Below are 21,053 nucleotides of genomic sequence, written 5' to 3'. Positions count from 1 at the left end.
CTTCGTTTATGCATCGAGGCAGGCGATGCCCGGCAGCGTTTTTCCTTCCAAAAATTCGAGTGAGGCGCCGCCGCCGGTAGATACGTGGCTCATTTTATCGGCAAGATGGAACTTGTTGACGGCTGCAACGGAGTCGCCGCCGCCGACTACCGTTACTGCGCCTTTTCCGGTTGCTTCGGCCACAAGGCGGGCAACCGCTTCCGTTCCGTGGGAGAAAGCTTCAAATTCAAACACGCCGACCGGGCCGTTCCATACGATGGACTTTGCGTTCAAAATCTCTGCCTTGTACAATTCGATGGTTTTATGCCCGACATCCATTCCCATAAGCGAATCGGGGATGTCGCAGCCGTCCACGCTTTCCGGTTTTGCATCGGCGGCAAAAGAGGCGGCGCAAATATGGTCTACCGGCAGGATTATTTTAACGCCCTTTGCCTCGGCATCGGTTAAAAGTTTCTTTGCCGTGTCGATAAAATCATCTTCCACCAAGGATTTCCCGATTGAATGGCCTTGCGCTTTAAGGAAGGTATACGCCATACCGCCGCCGATAATCAGCGCAGCGGCATTTTTCAAAAGACTATCCAGTACGGCAATTTTTGAAGAAACTTTTGCGCCGCCGATGATGGCGACCATCGGTTTGGGCGGATTTTTTACCATCGGTTCAATATATTTAACTTCTTTCTCCATTAAAAAACCGGCAACTTTTACCTTCATAAATTTTGCGATGGTTGCCGTAGAAGCATGAGCACGGTGTGCAGTTCCGAATGCGTCGTTGACGTATACATCGCCGTAGGAGGCAAGCTCTTTGGCAAGTGTTTCCTGTTCTGCAGTGTCCTTCGAGGTTTCTTCGGGATGGAAGCGCGTATTCTCAAGCATCAAGATACCGCCTTCGGGAAGTGCATCGACTACCGCCTTTTGTCCTTTGCAGGAATCGGCAAGCCGAACGGGCATACCTAACAGTTTTTCCAAATATGCCGCTACCGGCTTCATCTTATGCTTACCGGCGATGTAGGCCTCTTTGTCAAACGGCTTGCCGTCCTTAGCCGCTTTTTCCTCAGCTTTCTTTGAATCTTTGGCAGGATCGCCGAGGTGGCTCATCAACACCAACGAACGCGGCTTTTGCTCTAAAATATATTTGATAGTCGGTAATGCTGCAACGATTCGCGTATCGTCCTGCACAACCCCGTCCTTCATCGGAACATTAAAATCAACCCGCATGATAACACGCTTGCCGTGAAGATCTACATCTCTTACCGTTTTAACCATTGTATACCTCCGTTATATTAGGGGCGGCGCTTGTATCTCGGTTCAGCCGACCCCGCATCTTCCAAAATGACAACACCTACCAAGAGTTTTATATCCGATAAAAATATACTCTGTTATATAAAAAAATGCAACGCTCAGCAATTATAGTTAAACAGCCTTACAGACAAGAAAGCCAATCTTTTTGCGCTTGCGTCAATCCCGTCCATACAAAAGCGTGAAATCCAAGTTTTTGAGCTGCCTCGATATTCCGTTCCATGTCATCGAAAAAAACAGCTTCATCTGCACTGATACCTAAACCTTCAAGACAATTGAGGTAAATTTCAGGTTCGGGTTTTATTAGATGCAATCGGCATGAAAAGCATGCGTAATCGGCGGCCACAAAGGGAGGTATTTCTTTTTCATATCGATCTAAAAATTGATACGGCATATTGGAAAGAATCCCCAGTTTGAAACCTTGTTTTTGAATATTTAAAGCCCAATCACATACCGCATCATTTAAAGTTCGCCAACCGGCTAAATCAATATCTACCATCTTCTTCAGTAGTCCGGTATCTTTAGCGGCTTCTTCATAGCCGTTATTTTGCAGCAAGCGTCTGTACATTTCCTCACCGTTGATGACTCCCCGATCAAAATCGCTACGGTGCGTGCTGTAAAGATTTCCAAATGCTTCCACCGGGATACCGGTTTCAGCAGCCATTGCTTCATCGATAGCTTTCGTGTCGGTTAAAGAAATCACATTGCCGTAATCTAAAATCAGTGCTTTAATCATAAGAGGCTCCTTGCGATATTGAGTACAACAATATACTGAAATATGATGATGTGAATAGTAGAAGATGCAATCTTTCAGATGTAATTGTTCCTCCTCAAAACACATTTGCCTTGAGCGATGTTCACTATTTCAATAACCATGAAAGGGTGGAAAAGCGAAGTGAATCGCAGAAATAGAATGCAAAGAGAAAGAAAGTAGATTTTATCAAAAAAAGTAGCATGAGATAGTTGACAGTGTGAGGTAATATGTGATACTATATCTTCCGTTGCACTTCATGACTGTCGGGCAGCTAAGCAGTGTAGCAAGAATGAAAAGCCTTTGGGTTTACCAATTCCTTCTATTATCAACCTAATAGACCTGTTTGTTATAGGTAGGTGTTGATGATACCGAACAGTATTTAAAACAGCAAAAGTTGATTATTCTTTTTGATGTTTCGGTATAAAGACGGTAAGCGTTGTTGATGTTTTTTTATTTTTCCGGTTTTGATGTATGAAAAAACTTAAAAAAATAAAAATAAAAAAGAACAAAAGGTACTTGACAAAACGAATAGTTTTTTGATATATTCTTTTTCGCTTGCTGCGATGCCAAGGCGAAGCGCAGTTAAGCAAACTGGTCTTTGAAATTAAAGGGAAGGGAAAGAAGAAAAAGCCAAAGAGTGAAAAATCTTTGGTAAGGAAATAAGCGTAGAACAAAGAATTGAGAGAGAAAGAGGGCGTGCGGGGTGATGAATAATTGCTTTGCATTGTTATTTTTTTTTCTTTCTCTTAAAGGTCAACGTTCCTAAAATAAAAGAAACGGGACTTGCTTTCAAAATTATTGAGATCAGACGCCCTTCGGGGTGTTTGAAATAAAATAATGGAGAGTTTGATCCTGGCTCAGAACGAACGCTGGCGGCGCGTCTTAAGCATGCAAGTCGAACGGCAAGAGAGGAGCTTGCTTCTCTCCTAGAGTGGCGGACTGGTGAGGAACACGTGGGTAATCTACCCTTAAGATGGGGATAGCTGCTAGAAATAGCAGGTAATACCGAATACACTCGGCATATCACAAGAGATGTTGAGGAAAGGAAGCTACGGCTTCGCTTGAGGATGAGCTTGCGTCCCATTAGCTAGTTGGTGAGGTAAAGGCCCCACCAAGGCGACGATGGGTATCCGGCCTGAGAGGGTGAACGGACACATTGGGACTGAGATACGGCCCCAAACTCCTACGGGAGGCAGCAGCTAAGAATATTCCGCAATGGACGGAAGTCTGACGGAGCGACGCCGCGTGGATGAAGAAGGCTGAAAAGTTGTAAAATCCTTTTGTTGATGAAGAATAAGGGTGAGAGGGAATGCTCATCTGATGACGGTAATCGACGAATAAGCCCCGGCTAATTACGTGCCAGCAGCCGCGGTAACACGTAAGGGGCGAGCGTTGTTCGGAATTATTGGGCGTAAAGGGCATGTAGGCGGCTATGTAAGCCTGATGTGAAATCCTGGGGCTTAACCCTAGAATAGCATTGGGTACTGTATAGCTTGAATTACGGAAGGGAAACTGGAATTCCAAGTGTAGGGGTGGAATCTGTAGATATTTGGAAGAACACCGGTGGCGAAGGCGGGTTTCTGGCCGATAATTGACGCTGAGATGCGAAAGTGTGGGGATCGAACAGGATTAGATACCCTGGTAGTCCACACTGTAAACGATGTACACTAGGTGTTGGGGCAAGAGCTTCAGTGCCAAAGCAAACGCGATAAGTGTACCGCCTGGGGAGTATGCCCGCAAGGGTGAAACTCAAAGGAATTGACGTACGCACAAGCGGTGGAGCATGTGGTTTAATTCGATGGTACGCGAGGAACCTTACCTGGGTTTGACATCTAGTAGAAGGTCTTAGAGATAAGGCCGGGTAGCAATACCCTGCTAGACAGGTGCTGCATGGCTGTCGTCAGCTCGTGCCGTGAGGTGTTGGGTTAAGTCCCGCAACGAGCGCAACCCCTACTGCCAGTTACTAACAGGTAAAGCTTGAGGACTCTGGCGGAACTGCCGATGACAAATCGGAGGAAGGTGGGGATGACGTCAAGTCATCATGGCCCTTATGTCCAGGGCTACACACGTGCTACAATGGTTGCTACAAAGCGAAGCGAGACCGTAAGGTGGAGCAAACCGCAAAAAAGCAATCGTAGTTCGGATTGAAGTCTGAAACTCGACTTCATGAAGTTGGAATCGCTAGTAATCGCGCATCAGCACGGCGCGGTGAATACGTTCCCGAGCCTTGTACACACCGCCCGTCACACCATCCGAGTTGGGGGTACCCGAAGTCGCTTGTCTAACCTGCAAAGGAGGACGGTGCCGAAGGTACGCTTGGTAAGGAGGGTGAAGTCGTAACAAGGTAGCCGTACCGGAAGGTGCGGCTGGATCACCTCCTTTCTTAGAGAAAGGTAAATACTAAATGCTTTGTAAGTTGTACACAAAGCGTCCGCTTATCTCCTCTTCTTTCCCTCCCTTTTTTATACGGGCCTGTAGCTCAGTTGGTTAGAGCACTTCTCTGATAAGGAAGGGGTCATTAGTTCAACTCTAATCAGGCCCATTTTACAGCTGAGTGAATAGCCGGCTGATGGTAATATTGTTAAAGTATGATATTACGAAGAGATCTTTGAAAAGCTAGGGAAGGGAAAGAAAGAATGCTTGAAGGTGAATTTTCTTTATTTAAAGTAAAGGGATGAACTGGAGAGTGAAAAATAAGGTGAAAAGAAGAATTCTTAACGGTTGTTGAATAGATGATCGTTTTAAGAAGAGAACATAATATGGTCAAGCGAAGAATAGGTTTATGGTGGATGTCTTGGAGCCGACCGGCGAAGAAGGCCGTGATAAGCTGCGAAAAGCTTCGGGGAGGAGCACATATCCTGTGATCCGGAGATAGCCGAATGGGGTAACCCGATAGGAGTGATTCTATCATTACACTCTTGAATAAAATAGAGAGGTAAAGCAATACTGAGTGAACTGAACCATCTAAGTAACTCAAGGAAAAGACATCAAAAGAGATTCCGAAAGTAGTGGCGAGCGAAATTGGAAGAGCCCAAACCCGTTAAACGGGGGTTGTAGGGCTGCACGGGCTTACGTACAGCAAGTGATAAAGCGAATGTATAGCGGAAAGGTTTTGGGAAAGCCTGACAGAGAGGGTGAAATCCCCGTACGCGAAATACAGTCGTCTTGCCGGTGCAGTACCTGAGTACGGCGGGACACGAGAAATCCTGTCGGAATCCGGGTCGACCACGATCCAAGGCTAAATACGAGTTGGCTACCGATAGCGGACAAGTACCGTGAGGGAAAGATGAAAAGAACCCCGGTGAGGGGAGTGAAATAGAACCTGAAACCATAAACCGACAAGATGTTACAGCCCTTTATGGGTGGTAGCGTGCCTTTTGTAGAATGAGCCTGCGAGTTACGGTATGCAGCGAGGTTAAGGAATAGAAGTTCCGGAGCCGGAGGGAAACCGAGTCTGAAAAGGGCGAAGTAAGAGTTGCATGTCGTAGACCCGAAGCCAGAGTGATCTAGTCATGAGCAGGTTGAAGCAGCGGTAAAACGCTGTGGAGGACCGAACTACAATCTGTTAAAAAAGGTTTGGATGACTTGTGACTAGGAGTGAAAGGCTAAACAAACCTGGAAATAGCTGGTTCTCCCCGAAATGCCTTTAGGGACAGCCTTATACAAAATTACCGGAGGTAAAGCACTGGATGGACTAGGGGGCTTCACCGCCTACCAAACCCAATCAAACTCTGAATGCCGGTAATCAACGTATAGGAGTGAGACTGCGTGCGACAAGGTTCGTAGTCAAAAGGGAAACAGCCCAGACCGTCAGCTAAGATCCGAAATACTGCTTGAGTGTGAAATGAAGTGTGGATACCTAGACAGCCAGGAGGTTGGCTTAGAAGCAGCCATTCCTTAAAAGAGTGCGTAATAGCTCACTGGTCGAGTATACATGCGCAGATAATGTAACGGGGCTAAGCAGTATACCGAAGCTACGGGTCTTATGCATTAAAAGCATAAGGCGGTAGGGGAGCATTCCATGGACTGATGAAGGTGTACCTGACAGGGGCACTGGAGGGGATGGAAGAGAGAATGCAGGTATAAGTACACGAAAAGAAAGGTGAGATTCCTTTCCGCCGAAAACCTCAGGTTTCCTGGGTAAAGGTCATCTGCCCAGGGTTAGTCGGCTCCTAAGGCGAGGGCGAAAGCCGTAGTCGATGGGAAATCGGTTCATATTCCGATACCTTTTATAATTTCGATGGCAGGACGCATGAGGCGACCCCCGGCCGGAGAACGGTTGTTCCGGTCGAAGTATTTAAGCCGTTATGAAGGATGGTAGGTAAATCCGCTATCCAAGGTGAGAAGCGACAGCGAGTGGATCGATGAGAGAAGCGAAGCGGGGTAAGTCATGGTGCCGGGAAATACTGTCTAAGGCTAGGTTATAAAAGACCGTACCGTAAACCGACACAGGTAGGTAGGATGAGAAATCTAAGGCGCTCGAGAGAACTCGCGTTAAGGAACTCGGCAAAATGCACACGTAACTTAGGGAAAAGTGTGGCCTCTGTTTAGTAATGAGTGGAGGTAGCATAAAGCAGGCCCAGGCGACTGTTTATCAAAAACACAGCCATCTGCGAATCAGTAATGAGACGTATAGGTGGTGACACCTGCCCGGTGCCGGAAGGTTAAGAGGAGCGGTGAGCAGTAATGCGAAGCTGTTAATTGAAGCCCCGGTAAACGGCGGCCGTAACTATAACGGTCCTAAGGTAGCGAAATTCCTTGTCGGGTAAGTTCCGACCCGCACGAATGGTGTAACGTATCTGGGCACTGTCTCAACGCGAGGCTCGGTGAAATTTATATACCGGTAAAGAAGCCGGTTACCCATAGTTAGACGGAAAGACCCCGTGAACCTTCACCGTAACTTACTATTGGGACTTGGTTTATCATGTGTAGAATAGGTGGGAAACAGTGAAACTTGCTCGTTAGGGTGAGTGGAGTTGCCAAGTGAAATACCACCCTTGATGAATTAGGTTTCTAACCCGTTCCGTGAAGCCGGAATGGGAACAGTGGTAGGCAGGCGGTTTGACTGGGGCGGTCGCCTCCTAAAATGTAACGGAGGTGCGCGAAGGTCTCCTCACGTCGGTTGGAAATCGACGCAGTGAGTGTAAAGGCACAAGGAGGCTTAACTGCAAGAGTGACAGCTCAAGCAGATACGAAAGTAGGTCTTAGTGATCTGGCGGTCGCGAGTGGAAGCGCCGTCACTTAACGGATAAAAGGTACTCCGGGGATAACAGGCTGATTTTCCCCAAGAGTTCACATCGACGGGAAAGTTTGGCACCTCGATGTCGGCTCATCGCATCCTGGGGCTGAAGTAGGTCCCAAGGGTTTGGCTGTTCGCCAATTAAAGCGGTACGTGAGCTGGGTTCAGAACGTCGCGAGACAGTTCGGTCCCTATCTGCTATGGGCGTTGGATATGTGAGAGGGGCTGCTTTTAGTACGAGAGGACCGAAGTGGACGAACCTCTGGTGTACCAGTTATCCTGCCAAGGGTAAGTGCTGGGTAGCTATCGTTCGGAAGGGATAACCGCTGAAGGCATCTAAGCGGGAAGCCCACCTCAAGATTACATATCCCTCGGGGTTTAACCCCGCTAAAGACTCCTTGCACACTACAAGGTTGATAGGTTGCAGGTCTAAGCACAGTAATGTGTTCTAGCCGAGCAATACTAATAAGTCGTGAGGCTTGACCATATTATCTTCTCTTCTTTGTTCTTTTCCTTACTCTACGCTTTCTTTCCTGTCGCTTATCAATAATAAAGCGCTTCCCTTTATTTAATAAATTTCGTTTCTTTTTTGTTTCGTCTTTTATTGCCCGGTTGCCATAGTGGAGAGGTCATACCCGTTCCCATCCCGAACACGGAAGTCAAGCTCTCATTACGCCGATGATACTGCTCATTCAGAGTGGGAAAGTAGGTAGCTGCCGGGCTTTTTTTTACTTAACTCTCAAAATTTTGGAACTAACCTATAGTTTTTTTTATCTGTTTTGTATATAATTTCCTTTATGAATCCTCAAGTTTCTACATTTGATAAGTTGGTTGATTCTCTTTCGACGGAAGAAGCACAGGCAATGCTCACTCATATTGCTGAGAATATGAAGATGTCTGAAGATATACAGACGGATTCTAAAAATGAGCCGTTGCTGAGCGATACTCAGGTACAAAAAAGTATTCAAATAAATGACGAACCTTTCTTTATTCGTTTATGGTTGCATCTCAAGTCTTTTTTTAAGGCATTACCTATTGAAAAAGTATATGAAGAAGAATTGATTCGACGTATTGGGAAGGGGCTGCAACATGAGTACAAGCAATATATCAATATAAAAGAGAATGTTTTTACAAAAGATTTCTATGAATTGTTGCGCGAATTACGAAAAACACAACTTTTTTTTACCTCTCTTTTGTCCGCTTATGATGCTGATAAGGGAAATTTTTACTTATTAGTAAGCTCTTTTGTTGCACCGGATGTGTATGCAAAATTAATGTACAATACTGATCCTTTTAGCTGTGTTCCAAGTTCGCAGGCGAATTCAAACCTCCGATCTGAGCTTTTGAAGAAAATTGATGAAACATTTTCTTTGATGACGACAGATTATAAAGCCGGAATGTACCAAGCGGCTAATGCAATTGAATGGATGCGGCATTTCTGTGAATTACCGATTGATAAAGCTGTTTTATGCTTTACCGTAAATCCGGCAGTTGAACCATCATGTTCAATTTTCCTGCTCTCTGTAGAGATTAATATGCTTGCATCGGTTCTCAGTACAATAAAGCCAATTCCGGATGTCGTACTTCAAGCTTTATTTTTGCTATCAAAACAAGATAAGTTGAATGATAAAGCTGTTAATATGGATGAAGAATCGGTTGAATTCATCTCACAAGCTTCTCATGCTTTGGAAACAATTAGGGAGTTTTCTGTGAGAATTCCAATTTTAGATCTAGCCCGATATACATTAAAATCTATACACTGGGAGCCTCAATGCCTTGAGGGGGGGGAAGATTGGTTTCAACTCTTTAAGGTAGCATGGAAAAAACGATTTGCTGAACGGTGGCAACTATGGGCTTCGGAGCAGAGGCGTGTTCAATTGAGCCACCAGATGCTCGATTTGTTGAAAACTGATCGACTTGAGCCTTTGCCCTATCGCCCATGGGAAGATTCTTGGCTTGTGCTTCAATTTAAGCGTGAATTCTCATTTAGCTTTCTCGCGTCTTTTTTTTCAAGATTATATCCAACTTTTGTGCAACCGGTGTTAAAAACGTTGTTGATGGAAGGGAACTTTTATCGACGTGAGAATCTTGCGGAATATACGAATGCTTTTACCGTATTGGAAAAACAGCAGAGTTGTATCAACACTTTTGAATCACGCTTATCCCCAGAGGGTGAAATCGGGGCAGCATTTCTTCAATTAAGAGAAAAAACGATAGCGAGTTTAAAGAGTAAAAGCAGCCTTGAAGCATTAATGAAAAGTATTGAAACCGAAGCTAAGCAAATTATTGCTTCTTCTCAAAATGCACTTAAGATATTGTGCGCTTTGCTCAACGGTTTTATTGACGGTAATAAAAATAGCGTATACGCCCCGCTTTTAAATTGGTTGAATATCCAAGGAAACGATAATGCAGACTTTAGAAAACGAGTAGAAGGTGTAAAGAAATTATTGCAGGAGGTAACAAATATTCTAATGGAAGCAGATAAGATTGAAGCAGATTGGTAGTATCAAATAGAAAACAGTTTGCTTGACAAAAAAATAGGGCAACATATACTCTATAAGGAGGAAAATATATGGCAGAATTTCTAAGTGACCGTAACTTTGAACTCTTTAAAGACTTAATATACAATGAAAGCGGTATCACTTTTTCTGTAACAAACCGATCTATTTTGGAAAGTCGTTTGAAAGATCGTTTACGCGAAAATAAAATGGATGATATTGATGCGTATTATAAAATTCTGACTTCCAATAAAGAAGAACTGAAAATTATGTTGGATTCGGTTACTACTAATCTGACTCGTTTCTTCAGAAATCAACCTCATTTCGATGCTTTAATTCATTATGTTATTCCTGAGATTATCAAGATAAAACAAGCCGCAGGGCAAAAGCAAATTCATATTTGGAGTGCTGGGTGTTCCACGGGCGAAGAACCGTATACAATCGCTATGGTTATGAAGCGGCATTTGCCACCGGGGTTCACAGCTGATATTATCGCTTCCGATTTATCTTTTAAGTCGCTGGTTGTCGGAAAGCAAGGCTTTTATCCGGAGAATCGTGTCGTTGGAATTCCTGATGATTATTTGGCTCAGTATTTAACTAAACAAGGAAATGGCTATCAGATGAATCCTGAGATTATGCAAATGGTTAAGTTTGATTACCATAATTTAAAACATGATGCCAATAGGAATAACATCGATATTCTTTTTTGCCGTAATGTGATCATTTATTTTGATGAACCCGCACAACAGGCTGTTATTAATCGTTTCTGGGATGCGATGGCGCCTCATTCATTTCTTTTTATCGGGCATTCAGAATCTTTATTCGGGATGGATACAAAATTTGAGTTTCTTAAAACCCAATGGGCATGTTTGTACCAAAAAAATGTTAAGTAAAGTTCTTTATAGTTGCAATTATATACGAAAAGGATATATAAAATTTTAGCATATCTACTGAAAATGCGGGAGGTTGTTTTAATATGGAAGATATAAAAGTTTTAATAGTAGATGATTCGGCCTTGATGCGGAGTTTGATTGGAAAGATAATTGATGGGACGCCCGGGCTGGCTGTCGCTGATAAAGCGATGAACGGGCGGTTTGCATTACAAAAGTTAGAGCGCGTTCAGCCCGATATTATTGTGCTTGATCTCGAAATGCCGGAAATGAACGGCATAGAATTTTTGCGCGAGCGAAAAAGGCTTAATATTGATATTCCGGTAATTATCCTCTCCAGTATTGCAAAAGAGGGTGCCCGTATCACAATGGATTGTTTGGAACTCGGTGCCAGTGATTTTGTTACCAAGCCTTCCGGATCCGAATCGGCAAATTTGGCCACGGTCGCTAGTCAGCTTGTGGAATTTTTGCAGGCATATGGTCGACAATATCAATTGAAAAGGCAAGCTACTGCCGGCATCAAGGCTGTTTCGGCAGCTCCTGCCCAGCATTATATTCATACGCCTCATTTACAGACAACACCTCAAACGCATGCAGTTGTAAGTAGCGGTTCGGCATTTATGACGCCTTCACAAGCTGCTGAAAAACCGATGCAAGTTCGCCAGCCGGGGAAACTTGAGATTATTGCAATTGGGATTTCTACCGGTGAACCAAATGCCTTGCGTGAAGTATTTGCGGAATTAGACCCGAAATTACCACAGCCGATTGTTGTCGTACAGCATATGCCTCCGGGATTTACCTATGAATTTGCGAATAGTCTAAATAAGATATGCCCATTGGAAGTGAAAGAAGCACAAGAAGGAGATCTTGTAAAACCGGGGCGCATTCTTATTGCACAGGGGGGAAAACACCTTTTAGTTGAAAAGAAACCTCTTGGCGTTATCGCTCATATTTCCGATGCCCCTCCTCAAAGCGGGCATCGTCCGAGTGCAGATGTGTTGTTTGCTTCTGTAGCAGAACAGTTCCAAAATCGCGCACTTGGAATTATCATGACGGGCATGGGCAAGGATGGTGCTGCAAGCCTTACGCGGTTATATCAGGAAGGATCCCGTACTATCGGGCAAGATGAAGCGTCTGCTATTGTATATGGTATGCCTCGCGTTGCTTATGAAATGGGCGGAGTAATGGAACAAGTTTCTTTAAGCAATATGGCATCCGTTATAAATCGCTATGGGAGGGAGTTTGCCTAAGCAATGATATAAATGAAAAACTCTGGCGGATTATATGCGCTGTGTATCGATTTGAAGAGTATTTCAGTCTGGATGACAAGCTGCCATTACTCCGCCGCTGCTTTCAGGCGTTCGAGGCTTTCCGTACTAAGCTTATCCCCGGCATTAATCCCTGCCCGCTCGAAATACCCTTGCGCCACTTCAAGGGCATAGCGCACTGAATAGGTGCTGGCGATAATGTCCAAGCTGAAAGGCTGCATATCATAGATTTCTCGGATACGGCCTGTCGAATCGATAAAGGCAATGGAAAGCGGATGGGGAGTGTCTTTCATCCAAAAGCGTAATTTTTGATCTCGTTTAAAGACAAAAATCATACCGGTACCGTCCGGTATCTCCTTCCGATCCATAAAGCCGCGTTCCTGTTCTTGAGCGGTTACCGCGGGTTCCACTTCAATGGGAATCGTCGTTTTCGTGCTTTTCGATTCGATGAGAATCGTCATAGGTTCTCTTTTCGGTCTTTCCGCGTTGGTGCAAGATACGGCTGCCGCTACAAGAATAAGAAAGCATAAGACGGCGGATGTGTGTTTTAAGCGTTTTTGTATGGAATAAAAATACATGGTGATTTTCCCTATGAGAGCGGGGAGTAGCCTGAAAGTAGCTAACTTTTAGAATCTCCCCATATCCTGCGTCTAAAACCCGTCGATAAAGTTTTGGCGGTTCGTTTCAGACGCAGCCTTCTCGGTCGTACTTTGAGAAATCAATTCGTTGAATACCGTTAAATCAATATATTTCACAATGAGTGGTCGCTCGATAACTACCCTGGTATGTTCGTCCTCCCAGACAGCCCGCTGCGGGTTGATAGAGGCAGGCTCGCCGTATTTTTCGCAAAATTTGGAGTAGACTGAATAGTAATCGACCGTATCGGTATTCAGCTTAAAGATCATTGTATAGAGATTATCCTTATAAAACTGGAACCACGACCTACTGATAAAGTAAGAGCCTGCCGATTCGATAAGGCTTCTGTTTTCCGTCGGAAGCAACGAAACATCGCGTTCGCCGCGATATCCGAAAACGGCATCCTGTTTGAGCGCCTCTTTTACCGCGTCAATACCCATTCCGAGCCGGATACTGCGGTATTCAGCCGGTAACGCGGCTTTGACTTGCTGTCCGTTTGTTTTGGTCGGAGGAGTCACTGCAGGATTTTCAGCGGAAGTTTGAACGGCTTTGCCGGATTGCTCTGCGGCCGACGTAAAAGTCTCGGCTGCAGCTAAAGGCAGTGTAGTGGTCAAAATCAGAAAAGCCGCATACGGAAGAACTTTCATTTTAATCCTCGCTTTTACCGGGGTACCTCTAAAGGCCTCAGTTTTTAGAAGATGTCCGGCGTATTACCAGACCGGTTTCCCGCGATAGGTCGGTTCGTTGGCACGGGATTGCTTGCGTGCTTGCTCAATTTCCTGCATTTTTTTAAAGTACGCGGTTTGCTTTGATAACTCAAGCGTATCGGTGATGATGATGCTATCATCGGTACTGCGTACAATCGGTGTCATTAAAAATTCTGCAATAGCTTGTGCTACCTGTTCTTTGGGAATGCTGCACATTTTTGCGAGTTCTGCGGGGCCGAATAAGAAGGTATGCTGCTTACCTGCGCCGGGCTGTATCCGCATTTTTTCAAGCTGAATGCTCAGCATATCGTACATCTTTTCAATCGGAACGGGGATGAGCGTATTTGCCAGTTGCTTGTACATAGCCCAAATACGGTCGGCGAGGGTAGTGGTCAGGCGAGCAATCAGCTGAGGTTGCGTTGTGACCATTTGGTTAAAGTTTTGCCGGTTTACCGCTAAAAGCTGACACTCTTCCGCAGCGGTGATAGCAGTTGCCGATCGTGGTTTGTTTTCGAGCAGCGCCATCTCTCCGAACATATCTCCTTCTCTGAGGACGGCAAGCAATACTTCGCTGTTATCTACAATCTTGGAGATTTTTACACGGCCTTTTTGGATGATATACAATTCCGTCCCCGACTGGCATTCACAGAAAATCATTGATTCACCGTGATACACGCGCACCATCTGCTTGGTGTCCGGTTCGAGCATCTCAATCGGCGCCTTTACGCCGGTAGACTTTATCGCCATAAAACGTTTTCGTGCCGTTTCGGCAAACTGCCCATTCGGTTTTTCTTTCAGGTAATGGTAGTAGGCATACAGCGCCAGTTCAAACTTCGACATACGCAGGTAATATTCGCCGATAGTGAAAAGATGGGAAATATCGGTTTCGATATTCCGTTTCAGGGTGATTCGGGTCAGGGCTTCGTCTAAATAACGCATCTTCCTACTGAAAGAATAGATAATCTTCATTGCAATGGGAGTGTTTTTTTTCAATCAGTTCGGGAAATTGCGCATAGTGTACGGCAATAAGCACGACATCGGAAACCGCGACAGCTGTTTCGATCTGACTGTGATGAGCCATACAGGCAATAACCCCTAAGAAGTCGCCCGGTCCGAGGAGATTCCCCTCTTCTTCCGCTACAACTTCTTTTTGTTTTGCAATTTGTACTTGACCGCTTTGAATAATATAAAAACGGTCGGTATCGGATTTCTCCCCTCAATGAGGATATAAGACCCACGTTTAAAATTTACAAAAGATAGTTGAAGCACTTTATTACCCTCTTATTTTCTGCATATTTATTATAATACCAGCCTGCTGCAATGTATATAACCTCTCTATCCGGCAAAAATGATCTCCGGTTCAAGTTCAAACCCTGTTGTATCTTTTACTCGTTTCCGAATAATCTCAATTAGTTCTACAACCTCCTGCGCAGTTGCAGAACCGGTATTCACAATAAAATTTCCATGCCACGGTGCCACCTGAGCGCCACCTATCTGCAATCCGCGTAAACCCGCTTCGTCTATCAGCTGACCGGATGGTTTTCCGAATGCGTGATTATTTTTAAAGGCACTGCCCGCCGAAGGGAGTTTAAAATGCCCCTTTGCCGTCCTATCCGCAATACGGTTCTCCATTATTTTACGGATAAGTATCGCATCCCCTTGTTCAACTCGAAACGTTGCGGAAACAATTATCGGCCGGTTACCATTAATAACTGCATATCGTTTATCCGATGGTTGGAACGGCGATTGTTTATACCCCCAGTCTCCTTTATTGCAGTCATATTTCTGTAGTGTGCACTCTTTCCCAGAAAAATACAACGCTGACACGGAAATCAGTACATCGGAAATCGATTTTTCGTAACAGCGAGCATTCATAAAAACCGCTCCGCCCACGGTTCCGGGAAGTCCTGCGAAATCTTCCAACCCGGCAAGGCCGTACTCTGCACAGAATTCCGTTAGATCCTTCATCAGTGTTCCTGCCTCCGCTTGTACGAGCGGTTCTTTGCCAGTGTTCAGCAGTCGAATCTTGTTTAAGCGGTCGGTATGGATAACGGCACCCCGTATCCCTTCATCAGGAATTAGCAGATTCGTTCCCCCGCCCAGTAGTATTGTCGGTATACGTTCTTCTCGAATAAATGCCAGAGCTGCCGACAATTCATCCGGCGAAGAAGGCGTAATATATATATCGGCATTTCCGCCGATTTTGAAACTCGTAAATGAACCTAATTTTACGTTTTCTTGTATTATCTTACGGAATTTGACCGGAAAACTGTTTTTTTTCTCTTTTTCTCCTAGATTAAACATACTAAAACACTATATACTATTGGCACTATTTATAAAAGACTTGTCTTTTGAAAATATACGTATCAGAACCGCCATGGACGGCGGTGGGTGCAAGCAGTAGCAAGTTTTTCGTTAGAAAAACTTGTCGTTAAAAAACGTACACGGATGTACGTTTTTTAACAGGCTATTTTCAAAAGGCTTACGGAAAATGTATTTTCAGAAATGGCAAGAAAAATACCAATTGGTTATCATAGAGGAGATTTATTATGGGATTACGTATATACAATACATTGGGGCACAGAATGGAAGAGTTTGTGCCAATCGATCCGAAAAAAGTAGGCTTTTACGGTTGCGAGCCAACCGTATATAATTATGAGCACATCGGCAACTTACGAGCCTATGTATTTCAGGATACGTTGTCGCGTTTGTTGCATTTTTTGGGATATCCGGTAACCCATGTAATGAATATAACCGATATAGGGCATCTTTCGGGCGATGCCGATGACGGTGAAGATAAGATGGTAAAGACAGCGAAGGAGCGTGGAAAGAGCGTGTTGGAAATTGCCGATTTCTATACTCAAGCGTTCTTTAAGGATACCGAACGGCTTAATATCCGCCGTCCCGATGTCGTGTGTAAGGCTACCGACCACGTATCCGATATGATAGAGCTGATCAAACGGATCGAGGCGAATGGACACACGTATTCCGCGGGGGGGAATCTCTACTATGATATTACGACCTTTCCCAAATATGGAGAGCTTGCCTCGATCAATCTCGAAGATCTCAAGGCCGGCGCACGTATCGAAGTTGATGAAAATAAGCGAAATCCGCATGATTTTGTGCTCTGGTTCACCAAGAGTAAGTTTGAGAATCAAGCCTTAGTGTGGGATTCCCCGTGGGGCAGGGGATACCCCGGTTGGCATATCGAGTGTTCCGCAATGAGTATGAAGTATCTAGGCGAGCAGTTTGATATCCATACGGGCGGCATCGACCACATCCGTATTCACCATACGAATGAGATAGCCCAGTCGGAGGGGGCAACCGGTAAAAAATGGGTAAAATATTGGCTCCATAACGAATTTTTGGTGATGAATAAAGGCAAGATGTCTAAGTCTACCGGCGATTTTATCACGTTGGATAAGGTGATCGAGGCAGGCTATGCGCCACTCGATTATCGATTCCTGTTGTTAGGAGGGCATTACCGCAGCCAGCTTACCTTTTCGTGGGAAGCGATGGATACCGCGAAAAATGCGCGCAGAAACCTTGAGCAACGGATTGCCAATCTGTTGACTGAGGCAAAAACACTCCCCGATTTTCCTACCAGCGGTGTAACGGCAGAACAGGCTGTTTCGTTGCTCCATACCGAGAAAGCGCGCTGCTATTTGGCGGATTTTGTGCATGCGCTTGAAGAAGATATTTCAACGCCGCGTGCCCTTTCCGTGTTGCAACAGGCGGTTAAAGATAAGGAGCTTGAAGTAGGCGAAGTGATCACGCTGATTCGTATTTTTGACACCGTGCTTGCATTGCAGTTAATAGAAGAAGCGAAATCTCTTCATACCGAGCCGGAATCGATCGATAATGCGGAAGAAATCGAACGCTTGGTTGCCGAACGGACGGAAGCAAAAAAAGCTAAGGACTTTAAACGAGCTGATGAAATCCGGAACTTGCTAAAAGATTACGGAATTGCTTTGGAAGATACAGCAAACGGAACGCTGTGGCGAAAAATGTAACCTTAGGGAGACCAAGTTGTTTGATGAATTAGTACCGTTAGATGCACTCTCCGATAAAGATTTTAAAACCATTTATGATGCGGCGGTTCCTGCGTTGTACAAGGTTGCCTATAATGTTGTACGGGAGGAGGATGCTGCCGAAGACTTGTGTCACGATGCGTTGATTAAGATGACGGAAAAAGAGATGAAGTTTCCGTCGTTGAATGATGCAAAGTATTGGCTTATTAGAGTGGTAAAAAATGCCGCACTCAATTATGCAAAGCGGAGAGTGTTGGAACGGAAAGTATATACGCGTGCGTTTAAAGAAGACCAGCGCAAAATGGATTCCGGTGAGACTGCGCTCTTGAAAGATGAAACAATTCAAGATGTGCACCATGCGCTGGAGCAATTACCCGAGAAGCTGCGAATCGCACTACAACTTCGTGAATATACCGAGTTGAATTATAAGGAGATTGGACGTATCCTTGGCATTAGCGAAGGAAATGTAAAAGTTCGTATTTTTCGTGCGCGAGAGTATTTGGCAAAAGTTATAGGAGAAGATAATGTCTACATGCCCTAATAGAGACCTTTTATCCGCTTATATCGACGGTGAAATTGCCCTTCCTTGGAGAGGAACAATAGAACAGCATTTACAGCAATGCGTTTCGTGCAAAAAAATATACGGCCAATATGTGACGGTGCACCGATACATGCAAATATCTGTTACCGGTGCGGAACTTGATACGGACGCTTCTTTTGCTAAATTGATTGAAAAGCGGAATGCCATATTACAGAATAAATCCAAAGTCCAAAAGCGGCAATGGGGAGTAAGTTCAGGTGAACGCTGGTTTTCTTCTTCCATTCGTATTCCCGTGCCTGCCGCAGCCGCTGCTGTTTTGGTTTTTGTCTTATTACCGCTTATATTGTTCTTCAAAATAGAATATACCGTTAATTCGGTTGCTGCGGTACAATCTTCCTTTACACCGATCATCCCCGTTTCACTTGAAAAGCAGAAACCGATCTCCGAAATAGATTACGGTATCACGCATGCGAATAGCGATCAGAGCTATACCGTATCGACCAAAGCGGTGAATACAAATGCTAAGTTCTTTACGGTCGGCGAATTTGCTCGTTTATATTCAAAAGATGAAAGTTTGTTTCAGCCGGTTGAGTCCACGGTTGATCTTAAAATTTCTTCTTCATCATTTCCGCTGTCATCGGAGTACCAATCGCTTTACATTATTACCGATCCCAATATAAGAATTAGCAATCGATGAAACTTTTTTATCTCATAAGAAAGTATTCCTGGTTTCGCTTTCTTGTTTTTTCATTTGTTATCGGCGGTATAGCGGCCGGTATTATTTTTTTTTCTCGATCTACCATTCGTTCCAATATTATTATTGCCGTGTCTCCTCAAGTTACCGTGCAGGGTGAACAAGTTACCATAACAGGTAAGGGCTTTGGACAGCGTTCAGTCCATTCGTGGCTGATGATCGGGAATAACAAAATTAAATCCGATCGGTGTATTGAATGGACGGATACGAAGATTATTTTTGAAACCCCTGATACCCTCTATGAAGACATACTGTACGTGGTGGCTAAGAATAAGCAAGGAAATGCTGTCATGCTGGTGAATCAGACGGTTTTTCCGGTCAACTCAGAGCACACCGCAGATGAAAATCTTCCGTTTATCGGCTCTTTGGACGCCGATTCCGGCAATGTAGGCGATCTGATTTCCATTCACGGCAAAAATTTCGGTCATGCGCGAAATGATTCGGTTGTACTGTTTACCGGAACACAGAATACCGTTTATGCGCAAAATCCTGCAAAAGAAGCGGCGCTGATTGGTGCCGAATGCAGCGAATCGGACTTTGATTACGAATTTTGGAGTGATCGTGAATTACGGGTACGGGTGCCCGATGCCGCAGATACGGGAAATGTTGTGGTTATTACTGAAGCGGGAATAAGCAATCCTGTGCCGTTCCGATTAAAAAACAAATACGGTACTAAAACTTATACGGATGCGAGGACATATCGTCTCGTTTCCGAAGTGGAGATTTCCGATTTTCTGGCAGAGACCCCTAATACGTTCTTTTTACAGGTACCGTTGCCGCAAAAAACGGAGACACAGCGTACTGTTACCATTAGTTCCACTCAACCGGAGCCGTTTGTATCATCATATCAGGGAGCGAGTATTTTCCGTTTTCATAATGTTGAATCAGGCAATAAAATACAGATCCGGCAAGAATACAGTGTATCTCGTAGTAGAGTGGAAACGAATGTTAACATTGCTTCGCTCAAGAGAACGGAACAAAATAATCCGCTTTTATATGCAGCGTATACCGAATCCGATGATTTCCTCCCTGCCGATAACACAGTAATTAAAAAGATATGTCGACAAATTATCGGCTCTGAAACGAATCCATATCAGAAAGCGCGGCGTATCTATACTTTTTTAACTTCCGAGATAAAAGCACGGGAAAGCAGCGTTGCAGATGCTGGTAGGTCTATTCTTACTGCTTTAGAAGAGAAAAACGGTAGTGCGTATGACCTTGCGCTACTGTTTTGTACGCTTGCCCGCGCGGCCGGCGTACCGGCTGTTCCGGCTGCAGGGCTATTGGTCGATCAGGAGCAGAAAGCGATGCTACATTGGTGGGCGGAGTTCTATATAAACGGTTTCGGCTGGATTCCTGTTGACCCTGCACTTGCTTCCAGCGTCCCTTTTGATACCGGCGTTGCTGATAAGGGAAGATGGTATTTCGGTAATTTGGATGCATACCATATTGCATTTTCGCGCGGGTACCAGACTCAGACCCCAATGTTACCGAACGGTAAAACGACGGAAAAGATTCGAAGTTATGCCTTTCGGTCTATTTGGGAAGAAGCAACGCCGAATATAAGTGGTTACAGCGTACTCTGGCGAATCCCGAAGATAACAGGTGTGTACTAAAAAGAATTGCATTTTTTTAAATTAATTATTACATTGTAAAGTGTAAAGCAGCCTGTAAATGGGCGGTAACTGATAGTGTTTTTTACTTGTTTTATGATCTAAAGTAAACTTCCAATGCGAATGAGGAGGATCTTTATGGTACGTGTTTTATCGGTAGGCGGATCAATTGTGGTGCCTCAACGGCCTGATGAAGCCTTTTTACGGGATTTTGCCGCCCATATACGCAGATGGCTCAGTGTGTCGGCAGAGAGAAAGCTGATTTTGGTTGTCGGCGGCGGCGGTACCGCTCGCATTTATCAACAAGCATATAGGAAGATTATAGATAATACCCCTTCAAATGATGAGGCCGATTGGATCGGTATTATGGCGACGCGGCTTAATGCTCAGCTTTTAAAGGCAATTTTCTCGGATATCTGTCCAAATCCCGTTGTCTATGACCCAACGGCGGTCGAACTCTTTTCCGGACAGATATTGATCGCCGCCGGTTGGAAGCCGGGGTTTTCTACCGACAATGATGCAGTTTTATTGGCTGAACGCTTTTCTGCAAAGCAGGTAATTAACCTTTCAAATATCGAAAAAGTGTATACTGACGATCCTAAGAAAAATCCTGATGCAAAACCGATTGATACGATTTCGTGGGAGCAATTTATTCGGTTGGTCGGTACGGAATGGGTTCCCGGCAAAAATGTGCCTTTTGATCCTGTTGCAAGTTTGCGTGCTCAAAAAGCGGGAATACAGGTAATCTGCGCCGGCGGTACCGATTTGAATAATCTTGATAACATCTTAAATGACTGCCCCTTTAAAGGCACGACGATAGGCTAGA

Annotated in this window: 13 protein-coding genes, 1 tRNA gene, 3 rRNA genes and 1 pseudogene; 12 read left to right on the top strand and 6 right to left on the bottom strand. The window is 44.6% G+C overall.

The window, feature by feature from the left end; all coding sequences use genetic code 11:
* Positions 1–6: 6 nt before the first annotated feature.
* On the bottom strand, positions 7–1,263 hold the full coding sequence (locus tag GWP43_RS09740; protein WP_162663988.1) for a phosphoglycerate kinase: 1,257 nt from the start codon (positions 1,261–1,263) through the stop codon (positions 7–9).
* Between the two features lie 157 nt (positions 1,264–1,420).
* Complete coding sequence (locus GWP43_RS09735) at positions 1,421–2,032, bottom strand: HAD family hydrolase (protein WP_162663987.1); 612 nt, start codon at positions 2,030–2,032, stop codon at positions 1,421–1,423.
* An 852-nt stretch (positions 2,033–2,884) separates the two neighbouring features.
* Between GWP43_RS09735 and GWP43_RS09730 the strand changes: the two genes are divergently transcribed.
* The 7 genes from GWP43_RS09730 (at position 2,885) to GWP43_RS09700 (ending at position 11,927) form a co-directional block, all read left to right on the top strand.
* Positions 2,885–4,432: ribosomal RNA gene (locus GWP43_RS09730) — 16S ribosomal RNA — on the top strand.
* Between the two features lie 86 nt (positions 4,433–4,518).
* Positions 4,519–4,592: transfer RNA gene (locus GWP43_RS09725), tRNA-Ile, on the top strand.
* Between the two features lie 219 nt (positions 4,593–4,811).
* Positions 4,812–7,776: ribosomal RNA gene (locus GWP43_RS09720) — 23S ribosomal RNA — on the top strand.
* A 120-nt stretch (positions 7,777–7,896) separates the two neighbouring features.
* Positions 7,897–8,011, top strand: a 5S ribosomal RNA gene (rrf, locus tag GWP43_RS09715).
* The 16S, 23S and 5S rRNA genes sit together here with 1 tRNA gene alongside, the layout of an rRNA operon.
* Before the next feature lie 75 nt (positions 8,012–8,086).
* Complete coding sequence (locus GWP43_RS09710) at positions 8,087–9,793, top strand: DUF5312 domain-containing protein (RefSeq protein WP_162663986.1); 1,707 nt, start codon at positions 8,087–8,089, stop codon at positions 9,791–9,793.
* A gap of 68 nt (positions 9,794–9,861) precedes the next feature.
* The gene (locus GWP43_RS09705) at positions 9,862–10,680 is read left to right on the top strand and encodes a CheR family methyltransferase (protein ID WP_162663985.1); all 819 of its coding nucleotides are present in this window, start codon (positions 9,862–9,864) and stop codon (positions 10,678–10,680) included.
* Positions 10,681–10,763: 83 nt separating this feature from the next.
* On the top strand, positions 10,764–11,927 hold the full coding sequence (locus GWP43_RS09700) for a protein-glutamate methylesterase/protein-glutamine glutaminase (RefSeq protein ID WP_162663984.1): 1,164 nt from the start codon (positions 10,764–10,766) through the stop codon (positions 11,925–11,927).
* Between the two features lie 86 nt (positions 11,928–12,013).
* Here the strand turns inward: GWP43_RS09700 and GWP43_RS09695 are convergent, their stop codons facing one another.
* From GWP43_RS09695 to murB, 4 genes and pseudogenes are all read right to left on the bottom strand, one after another.
* The gene (locus tag GWP43_RS09695) at positions 12,014–12,523 is read right to left on the bottom strand and encodes a DUF192 domain-containing protein (protein ID WP_162663983.1); all 510 of its coding nucleotides are present in this window, start codon (positions 12,521–12,523) and stop codon (positions 12,014–12,016) included.
* 72 nt (positions 12,524–12,595) lie between these two features.
* The gene (locus GWP43_RS09690) at positions 12,596–13,228 is read right to left on the bottom strand and encodes a hypothetical protein (protein WP_162663982.1); all 633 of its coding nucleotides are present in this window, start codon (positions 13,226–13,228) and stop codon (positions 12,596–12,598) included.
* Between the two features lie 63 nt (positions 13,229–13,291).
* Positions 13,292–14,557 (bottom strand): annotated as a pseudogene (locus GWP43_RS09685) (cyclic nucleotide-binding domain-containing protein).
* A 66-nt stretch (positions 14,558–14,623) separates the two neighbouring features.
* Complete coding sequence (gene murB, locus GWP43_RS09680) at positions 14,624–15,592, bottom strand: UDP-N-acetylmuramate dehydrogenase (RefSeq protein ID WP_162663981.1); 969 nt, start codon at positions 15,590–15,592, stop codon at positions 14,624–14,626.
* Between the two features lie 245 nt (positions 15,593–15,837).
* Here murB and GWP43_RS09675 point away from each other — a divergent pair, with 245 nt between their 5' ends.
* The 5 genes from GWP43_RS09675 to pyrH all read left to right on the top strand — a co-directional run bounded on the left by GWP43_RS09675 (position 15,838) and on the right by pyrH (position 21,052).
* The gene (locus GWP43_RS09675; RefSeq protein ID WP_162663980.1) at positions 15,838–17,301 is read left to right on the top strand and encodes a cysteine--tRNA ligase; all 1,464 of its coding nucleotides are present in this window, start codon (positions 15,838–15,840) and stop codon (positions 17,299–17,301) included.
* 16 nt (positions 17,302–17,317) lie between these two features.
* Complete coding sequence (locus tag GWP43_RS09670) at positions 17,318–17,860, top strand: RNA polymerase sigma factor (protein WP_162663979.1); 543 nt, start codon at positions 17,318–17,320, stop codon at positions 17,858–17,860.
* Positions 17,844–18,557, top strand: a complete 714-nt coding sequence (locus tag GWP43_RS09665) for an anti-sigma factor family protein (protein WP_162663978.1) — start codon at positions 17,844–17,846, stop codon at positions 18,555–18,557. The genes GWP43_RS09670 and GWP43_RS09665 overlap by 17 nt, the downstream gene beginning before the upstream one ends.
* Positions 18,554–20,230 carry a transglutaminase domain-containing protein gene (locus GWP43_RS09660; RefSeq protein ID WP_162663977.1) on the top strand — a complete coding sequence of 559 codons (1,677 nt, stop codon included), beginning with the start codon at positions 18,554–18,556 and terminating at the stop codon, positions 20,228–20,230. The genes GWP43_RS09665 and GWP43_RS09660 overlap by 4 nt, the downstream gene beginning before the upstream one ends.
* Before the next feature lie 135 nt (positions 20,231–20,365).
* Positions 20,366–21,052 carry a UMP kinase gene (gene pyrH, locus GWP43_RS09655; protein ID WP_162663976.1) on the top strand — a complete coding sequence of 229 codons (687 nt, stop codon included), beginning with the start codon at positions 20,366–20,368 and terminating at the stop codon, positions 21,050–21,052.
* Position 21,053 lies beyond the last annotated feature (1 nt).

The sequence above is a fragment of the Treponema vincentii genome, assembly GCF_010365865.1.
In the GTDB taxonomy this organism is placed as follows: domain Bacteria; phylum Spirochaetota; class Spirochaetia; order Treponematales; family Treponemataceae; genus Treponema.
This window is presented reverse-complemented; position numbering and strand designations above follow the sequence as displayed.